Source organism: Streptomyces hilarionis, from assembly GCF_024539675.1.
Lineage (GTDB): Bacteria > Actinomycetota > Actinomycetes > Streptomycetales > Streptomycetaceae > Streptomyces > Streptomyces hilarionis.
The window spans coordinates 1-7,257 of record NZ_JAHHIT010000260.1 but is presented as its reverse complement, the minus strand read 5'-3'; the positions used below and the strand labels follow the sequence as shown (position 1 = coordinate 7,257).

General features: G+C 74.8%; 7 protein-coding genes. 3 read left to right on the top strand and 4 right to left on the bottom strand.

All coding sequences use genetic code 11. The features are described from left to right. Positions 1-254: 254 nt before the first annotated feature. Positions 255-494 carry a hypothetical protein gene (locus KMS84_RS36990; protein WP_256920936.1) on the bottom strand — a complete coding sequence of 80 codons (240 nt, stop codon included), beginning with the start codon at positions 492-494 and terminating at the stop codon, positions 255-257. Beyond that, positions 481-2,043 (bottom strand): PspC domain-containing protein, encoded by a 1,563-nt coding sequence (locus KMS84_RS36985; protein ID WP_256920935.1) that lies wholly within the window; start codon positions 2,041-2,043, stop codon positions 481-483. The genes KMS84_RS36990 and KMS84_RS36985 overlap by 14 nt, the downstream gene beginning before the upstream one ends. 143 nt (positions 2,044-2,186) lie before the next feature. On the opposite strand from KMS84_RS36985, the gene KMS84_RS36980 reads away from it, so the two are divergent. Further along, on the top strand, positions 2,187-3,515 hold the full coding sequence (locus KMS84_RS36980) for an ATP-binding protein (RefSeq protein ID WP_438819029.1): 1,329 nt from the start codon (positions 2,187-2,189) through the stop codon (positions 3,513-3,515). Next, positions 3,512-4,267, top strand: a complete 756-nt coding sequence (locus KMS84_RS36975; protein ID WP_256920933.1) for a LuxR C-terminal-related transcriptional regulator — start codon at positions 3,512-3,514, stop codon at positions 4,265-4,267. The genes KMS84_RS36980 and KMS84_RS36975 overlap by 4 nt, the downstream gene beginning before the upstream one ends. A gap of 19 nt (positions 4,268-4,286) precedes the next feature. Here the strand turns inward: KMS84_RS36975 and KMS84_RS36970 are convergent, their stop codons facing one another. Further along, a complete protein-coding gene (locus KMS84_RS36970) occupies positions 4,287-5,369 on the bottom strand; it encodes a C40 family peptidase (RefSeq protein WP_256920932.1) in 1,083 nt (360 codons plus the stop codon). A gap of 563 nt (positions 5,370-5,932) precedes the next feature. Here KMS84_RS36970 and KMS84_RS36965 point away from each other — a divergent pair. After that, positions 5,933-6,286 (top strand): hypothetical protein, encoded by a 354-nt coding sequence (locus KMS84_RS36965; RefSeq protein WP_256920931.1) that lies wholly within the window; start codon positions 5,933-5,935, stop codon positions 6,284-6,286. Here the strand turns inward: KMS84_RS36965 and KMS84_RS36960 are convergent. Then, positions 6,264-7,257: tellurite resistance/C4-dicarboxylate transporter family protein (locus KMS84_RS36960; protein WP_285894428.1), on the bottom strand; the 994-nt coding region annotated here is incomplete at its 5' end. The two genes, KMS84_RS36965 and KMS84_RS36960, sit on opposite strands and share 23 nt — an antisense overlap.

Below are 7,257 nucleotides of genomic sequence, written 5' to 3'. Positions count from 1 at the left end.
TGCGATCGCACGCACCAGACGCCGCCGGGCCCGCCCTCCGGGCGGACGACGCTACTTTCGAAACACGCCCTAGCCGCCGGGCGGGCAGGTTCCGGCCGGCCGCGGCGGCGTGGTCCGGCCGCTGTGGTCGGGCCCGCTGTGGTCGGGCCCGCTGTGGGCGGGCCGGACCTGCTCGGCCACGGAGTGGCGGTCGTGCTGGTGGGGTTGGTCGGGTGTCGGGCTTTTCCGGGCTGTTCGGGGCCCGTAGGGGCCGGTCACGGCGTCGTCGTCGTGCCGGTAGGGGCCGTTCGGCCGGACGGCCCCCGTCTTCTGCGCACGCCCCGGGCCACCGCTCCGGCCACCCCCGCCAGGCACAGGCCGGCCAGGACGATCGGGATCACCACGAACCACTGCGCCTGCCACAGACCGCCCGCGTCGCCCGCGAAGACGACGCCCGCGAGGACGAAGGCGGCGCCGGCGACCAGGCGGCCGGGCCGGAACTCATGACGCAGCACGGGCCACCTCCGCCTGTCCCACTCCGACCCGCAGGTCCAGATCGACGGTGCCCCCGTCCGCCTGCCCGGAGGCGGGCCGCAGGGTGACCTCCTTGTGCTTTCCCGGCTCCACGTCCACGTCCTTCTCGTCGTCGCCGGGCAGCTGGACGTCGCCCAGCCCCACGTCGATCCTCACCTTCACGGTCGCGTCCCGCGGCACGACCACCTTCAGCCGCCCCGCTCCCACCTCGGCGTCGGCGCTGACCGTCTGCCCCTTCGCCAGGTCCAGCCGGGACAGGTCCAGCGTGCCGTCGCCCGCGCCCAGGTCGTAGTGCGTGCGCACCTCCGCCACCGTCGTGGGCCGCCAGGTCGTGTCGGTCCAGTGGGTGCCGATGTTCTTCGGGAGCGCGGCCGTGCCGGCGAGCAGACCCGCCGTGACGATCGCCAGGAACACCGACCCCGCGCCCGTGCGCCCCAGGAACGAACTGAGCGCGATGCCCGCCCCGAGCACGACCAGCGCGGCTGCCAGGCCCGCCTGGAGGCTGGTGCCCAGCGGGTGCCCGTCCCAGCTGAGCCTGGTGACCAGGCTGCCCGCGAGCAGGGCGAGCAGGAACAGCCAGCCGCCGATCCACCGCGGGCCCGACGGCCGGGTGTACGCCTCGCGCGGGGTGCGTATGTCCTCGTGGCGGCGGTGGCCGGTGAGCTGGACGTCGACGTTCGCCATGAAGTCGCGGCCGCGGGAGTCGGTCGGGCCCCACAGGTAGCCGGTGCCGCCGTCGTGGGTGCCGTCCTTGACTATGGGGTCGCGCCACCAAGAGGGGTAGGCGGCCGGCACGGGCGGCGCCTGGGCCTCCGGCGGGGCGTCGGCCACGGCCTGCGCGGCCAGCGGGTCGGGGTCGAAGGAGTCGCGGTGCCGCGACCAGTACCCCGCGCCCGCGAGAAGCAGGGAGACGACGACGGCGAACGTGAGCACGCTGCCGTTGCTCAGCATCGACAGGAACACCCCGCATCCGACCAGCGAGAACAGCACGGCCGTGAGGGCCTGGCCGTCGACCCGGCCGGTCAGGAGCTTGCGCACCTCGTTCTGCCCGTCGTCGGCGTAGGGCACGAACAGCCAGGCGAAACCGTAGAAGATCAGGCCGAGGCCGCCGGTCGCGGAGAGCACGGCGAGCGTGATCCGGAAGATCACCGGGTCCATGTCGCACTGCCGCCCGAGACCCGCGCACACCCCCGCGAGCATCTTGTGCTCGCGGTCCCGTCGGAACCTCGACGGCAGCCCGGAACCCGCCGCGCCGCCCGCACCCCGTCCGGCGCCGGCGCCTGCGTGGGCGCCGGCACCTGCACCGGCGTGGGCGGCCGCCGTCGCGGCCGCGGCCGCCGCCTCGGCCGCCGTCATGCCGTCCTCTCCACGGGCTCCCGGCTCCCCGTGCCCCCGCTCGTCATGCCCCTGCTCCCCGTGCGCGCGAGGCGGCTCACCGGCGGCGCCCGGGGCGCCGGAGGACGGGGCGGCCGCGTCGGACGCGGCGCCCCCGTCGGGCACGGCGTCCGCGGCGTGCTGGTGATCTGTCATGACTCCATGGTGGCGGGCCGACCGCCCTCGTGGCAGCCGGAACAACCCTGGTCGGACCCTGATATCGGCCCTGATCCGCGGCCGGGGACGCGTGCGGCGGGCCCGCGCCCCGAAGATCAGGGACGTCTCGGGGGCGAACCCTGATGCCCGGGCCCGCGGCCCGTGTGACCATCGTTGGCATGCCGGAAGCCGCAGCAGCGCCACTCGTCGAACCGCGGCCGCCGCGCAAGCTCTACCGCAGCAGTGACGGACGCTGGCTGGGTGGTGTGGCGCGGGGGCTCGCCGGGCATCTCGGCCTGCCCGTCGTCTGGGTGCGGCTCGTCTTCGCGGGCCTGTTCATGGCGGACGGCCTCGGCGCCCTGCTCTACGCGGCCTTCTGGTTCTTCGTGCCGCTCGGCGTCGGCGGCGTCGGAGACCAGAAGCCGCCGGCGCTCGTCGCCACCGAGACCGCGCCCGACGGCCGCCGCAGACTCGTGGCCCGCAAGCCCGACAAGGGCCAGATCGTCGCCCTGCTCCTCATGGTCGTGGTCGCCACGGTCTTCGTCACCAACGTGAACCTGGGCAGCGGCGCCAAGGCCTATCTCGTGCCCGCCGTCCTCGTCGGCGCGGGCGTCGCCCTCGTCTGGCGTCAGGCGGACAACGCGCGCCGGGCCCGCTGGGTCGAGGTCGGCCGCAAGCGCCGCACCCTCACGCTCCTGCGGGCGGGCGCCGGTGTCCTGCTGGTCACGGCCGGCGTCTCCGGCACCTTCGTGTTGCAGGGCTCCACCGCCCACCTCGGCTCCGTGCTTCAGGCGGCCCTCGCCGTCATCGTCGGCATCACGCTCCTCGCGGGGCCCTACCTGGTCAGGATGACCCAGGACCTCTCCGAGGAACGGCTGATGCGCATCCGCGCTCAGGAGCGGGCGGAGGTCGCCGCCCACGTCCACGACTCGGTGCTGCACACCCTGACCCTGATCCAGCGCAACGCGGAGAACGCGGGCGAGGTGCGCCGCCTCGCCCGCGCCCAGGAGCGCGACCTGCGCACCTGGCTCTACAAGCCCGAGGGCACCGGCAAGGACGAGGCCGACGAGCCGACCACGGTCGCCGACGCGGTGCGCCGCAGCGCCGCCGAGGTGGAGGACAAGCACGGTGTGCCCATCGAGGTGGTGGTGGTCGGGGACTGCCCCCTCGACGAACGGGTCGGGGCGCAGATGCAGGCCGCGCGCGAGGCGATGGTGAACGCGGCCAAGTACGGTGGCGACGGCGGTGCGGTGCAGGTCTACGCCGAAGTCGAGGGCAGGACGGTCTTCGTGTCCGTCCGCGACCGCGGCCCCGGCTTCGACCTCGACTCGATACCCGCCGACCGCATGGGCGTCAGAGAATCGATCATCGGCCGCATGGAGCGCCACGGGGGCACGGCGCGGCTGCGGGCGGTCCCGGACGGCGGCACGGAGATCGAGCTGGAGATGGAGAGGGCGGAGAAGACGTCATGAGCGACCCGACCGACACGAACGACATGAGCGGCACGGCGGAGGCAGGGGAGGCCGGGCAGCCGGCGCGGACCTCCGGGGGCGGGGCGGGCGGGCGCCGGGTGCGGGTGGTCCTCGTCGACGACCACCGCATGTTCCGCACGGGTGTGCAGGCCGAGATCGGCCGGACCGAGCAGACCGGCGTCGAGGTCGTCGGCGAGGCGGCGGACGTCGACCAGGCGGTCACCGTCATCACCGCGACCCGGCCCGAGGTGGTCCTCCTCGACGTCCACCTGCCGGGCGGCGGGGGAGTCGAGGTGCTGCGCCGCTGCGCCCCGCTGATGGCCGACGCCGAGCAGCCGGTGCGTTTCCTGGCGCTGTCCGTGTCGGACGCGGCGGAGGACGTGATCGGGGTCATCCGCGGCGGGGCCCGGGGCTACGTCACCAAGACGATCACGGGGACCGACCTGGTGGACTCGATCTTCCGGGTCCAGGAGGGGGACGCGGTCTTCTCGCCGCGCCTCGCCGGCTTCGTCCTCGACGCCTTCGCCTCCACCGACGCCCCGCCGGTCGACGAGGACCTCGACCGCCTCACCCAGCGCGAGCGCGAGGTGCTGCGGCTCATCGCCCGCGGTTACGCCTACAAGGAGATCGCCAAGCAGCTGTTCATCTCCGTCAAGACGGTCGAGTCGCACGTCTCGGCGGTGCTGCGCAAGCTCCAGCTGTCCAACCGGCACGAGCTCACCCGCTGGGCGACGGCGCGACGGCTGGTGTGACGGCGGCGCGTCGGCCCTCTCACACCACCCGCGTCGCCCCCGCGAACGGCATCTGGTCGATCGGCGCGACGCGTACGGGGGCCGAGGGGTTCGGGGCGTGGATCATCTGGCCGTCGCCGATGTAGAGACCGACGTGACTGATCCCCGAGTAGAAGAACACCAGGTCGCCCGGGCGGAGTTCGGAGCGGGAGACGCGCTGCCCCGCGCCGATCTGGGCGTACGTGGTGCGGGGGAGGGAGACCCCGGCGGAGCGGTAGGAGGCGAGGACGAGCCCGGAGCAGTCGAAGGCGTTCGGCCCGGTCGCGCCCCACACGTACGGGCTGCCGAGCTTGGAGTAGGCGTAGGCGACGGCCGCCGCCGCGCGGGCGTTGGGCGCCTCGGCGCCGGTCGAGGCGGGCGGGGGGAGCTCGGCGCGCCCGTTCGTCGAGGTGCGTGAGGCCCGCGTGGCGCCCTCGCCCGTCGCGCCGCCCGCCTCGGCGATCCGGGCCCGCTCGGGGGCCGTCAGCCGGGACAGCAACCGGCGGGCGGCGTCCAGTTTGGCGGTGATGGCCGTCTTCTGGGTCCGCAACTCCGCCCGGCGGGCCTTGAGCGAGGTCAGTTCGACGCGGGCGGCGCCGCGCAGCTGCTCGATCTCCCGCAGTTGCCGGCGCACCCGCGTGACGGCGGCCGCCTGGCGGTCCCCGGCCCGCTCGGCGAAGGCGGCCCCGTCGAGGTAGTGATCGGGATCGTCGGAGAGCGCGAGTTGCACGGCGGGGTCGAGCCCGCTGCTGCGGTACTGGGCCGCGGCCATCGAACCGAGCGCCTCGCGCGCGGTGTTGAGCTTCTCCTCCTTGCGCGCCGCCTCGTCGCGCATGGCCGCCAGCCGCTGTTCGGCCGCGGTCGCCTTCTCCTGCGCGCCGTTGTACTTCTCGGTGGCTTCCTCCGCCTCCTGGTACAGCTTGGCCACCTTCGCCCTGACCTCGGCCGGAGACAGGTTCGGCTCGGCCTGACCGGTGCCGTCGAAGGCCGTCGCCGTCGCCACGCCCGCGAGGGCGAGGGTGAACGCGGTGCGGGCCGTATGGCCGCCGAGCGAGCGCTGTCGGGGCTTGCGGTGCGCTGCCACTGGGACTGCACGTCCTTTCGTACGACCGCCTCGGTCGAACCACGGGGCCGTCGGGGGAGCGGACGGACGGCCCCGCAGTGGTCGACGGGTCCGGCGACGCCGCGCACGGGGGAGCGAGGGCGCCGCCGGACCTCTCGGCGGTGGTGGCCGACTGCCGCCCCTGGCCCGGGCGGCGGTGGGGAGCCGGTCACCTGGGGGAGGACGCTAGGCCCGAAGGTGTCGGTCGGGTAACGCGATGTGCGGAAGTGACGTGAGCGGACTGTCGGCTGACCGGATGTGGCCGACTCTCCGGACCCGGCACGCCGGGTTCGCACGCCGCGCTGACCGAAGCGGTGATTCGGTGGGCATGACGTGGCGGTGAGGTGCTATGGCGCATATATGCACGCGGCCGCCCGGGTCGCTCCGGCCACCCCGGCCGCCCCGGCCACCCCGGCCGCCCCGACCACCCCGGTCGCCCCGACCGCCAGGGTCTCCCGGGTCGTCAGGGCCGTCGCGGTCGTCGCCTTCGTCCCGGTCGTGGGGCGGTGTCGGGCCGGGGCGGGGCGCTGCATAGCATCCGCTGCATGGACGTACTCATCCATCTCTTCGTCGGCCTGCACATCATCGGCATCGCCGCGCTCCTGGGCGGCTTCCTCACGCAGCTGAAGGCGATGGGCCGGGACGCCGCCCGCTTCGTCCCCGCGATGCTGCACGGCGCGGCCACGATGCTGGTCACCGGCGTGATCCTGGTCGGCCTCAACCAGGCCGACGACCAGCCCGTCGACAACGTCAAGATCGGCGTGAAGCTGGCGCTGCTGATCGTGATCCTCGGCCTGGTCTACGTGAAGCGCGACGACGAGCGGGTGGAGAAGCCCCTCTTCGGCCTGGTCGGACTGCTGACCGTGGCGAACGTCTTCATCGCGGTCCTCTGGACCTGACCACCGCGCCGCCGCGCACGGCGGCGGCCGCGGCGACGGCCAGCCATGCCGCCACCGCGACCCACAGCAGCGCCTCGCCCGGCCCCTCGAGCCACGGGACGTCCACGACGTCGGCCACGGACAGGGTCGCCGCCGCCGTCATGCCCATCGGGAACACGGTCGCCCAGCGCCGGACGTCGTAGTGCGGCCGTGGCCGGAGCGCCTCGGCGGTCAGCAGGACGGCGTACCAGGCCAGATCGAGCACCAGCAGGCCGACGGTCACCGAGCGCAGGACGCCCGCGTCGTCGGCGTTCCACAGGTACAGTCCGCCGCGCTCGGCCGTGAGCAGTTCCGTTCCCGCGAGCGCCGAGACGGCGAGCGCGCCGCCCGCCACCCACTGGTCCCCGCCGCCCTCGGTCAGCTGCCGCGGGTCGAACAGCGGCAGGGCGGCGCAGTAGAGCGCGAGGCCGAGCCAGAACAGCACGAGCGCGGTGTGCGCGAGCCAGGCCGCCCCCTCCTCCCGCGCGAGGGCCGCGCCCAGCACGGCGAGGCCCTGGGTGGCCACGCAGCACAGGAACACCGAGCCGGGCATGCCGCGCCGCCAGCGCGGTACGACGAGCGCGAGCAGCACGGGCCACAGGACCGCCGCCAGCGCCAGCAGCGCCTCGGCCTCGGGCTGTCGGCCGAGATCGGAGACGCGGGCGCCGAGGACCGTCGTCGCGGCCACGGCGGCCGGCGCTCCCGGGGTCCTCGCGTGGGCCAGCCACCGTCGGCGCTCCAGCACCAGCCGGGCGGCGAAGTCCGCCGCCAGCGCCGCCCAGGCGACGGCCGTCATCACCAGGGCGACGCGGGAGAGCACCTGGTGTCCGGTCAGATGCAGGCCGATGGAGACGATCCCGGTGGCCATCACGGCGGCCCCGGCCGCGGGCTGCCGCCGGGCCCACCGCTCGCGCGGCGAGGGGCGGCCGGAGGACGCGGGCGGGGCCGCCGTG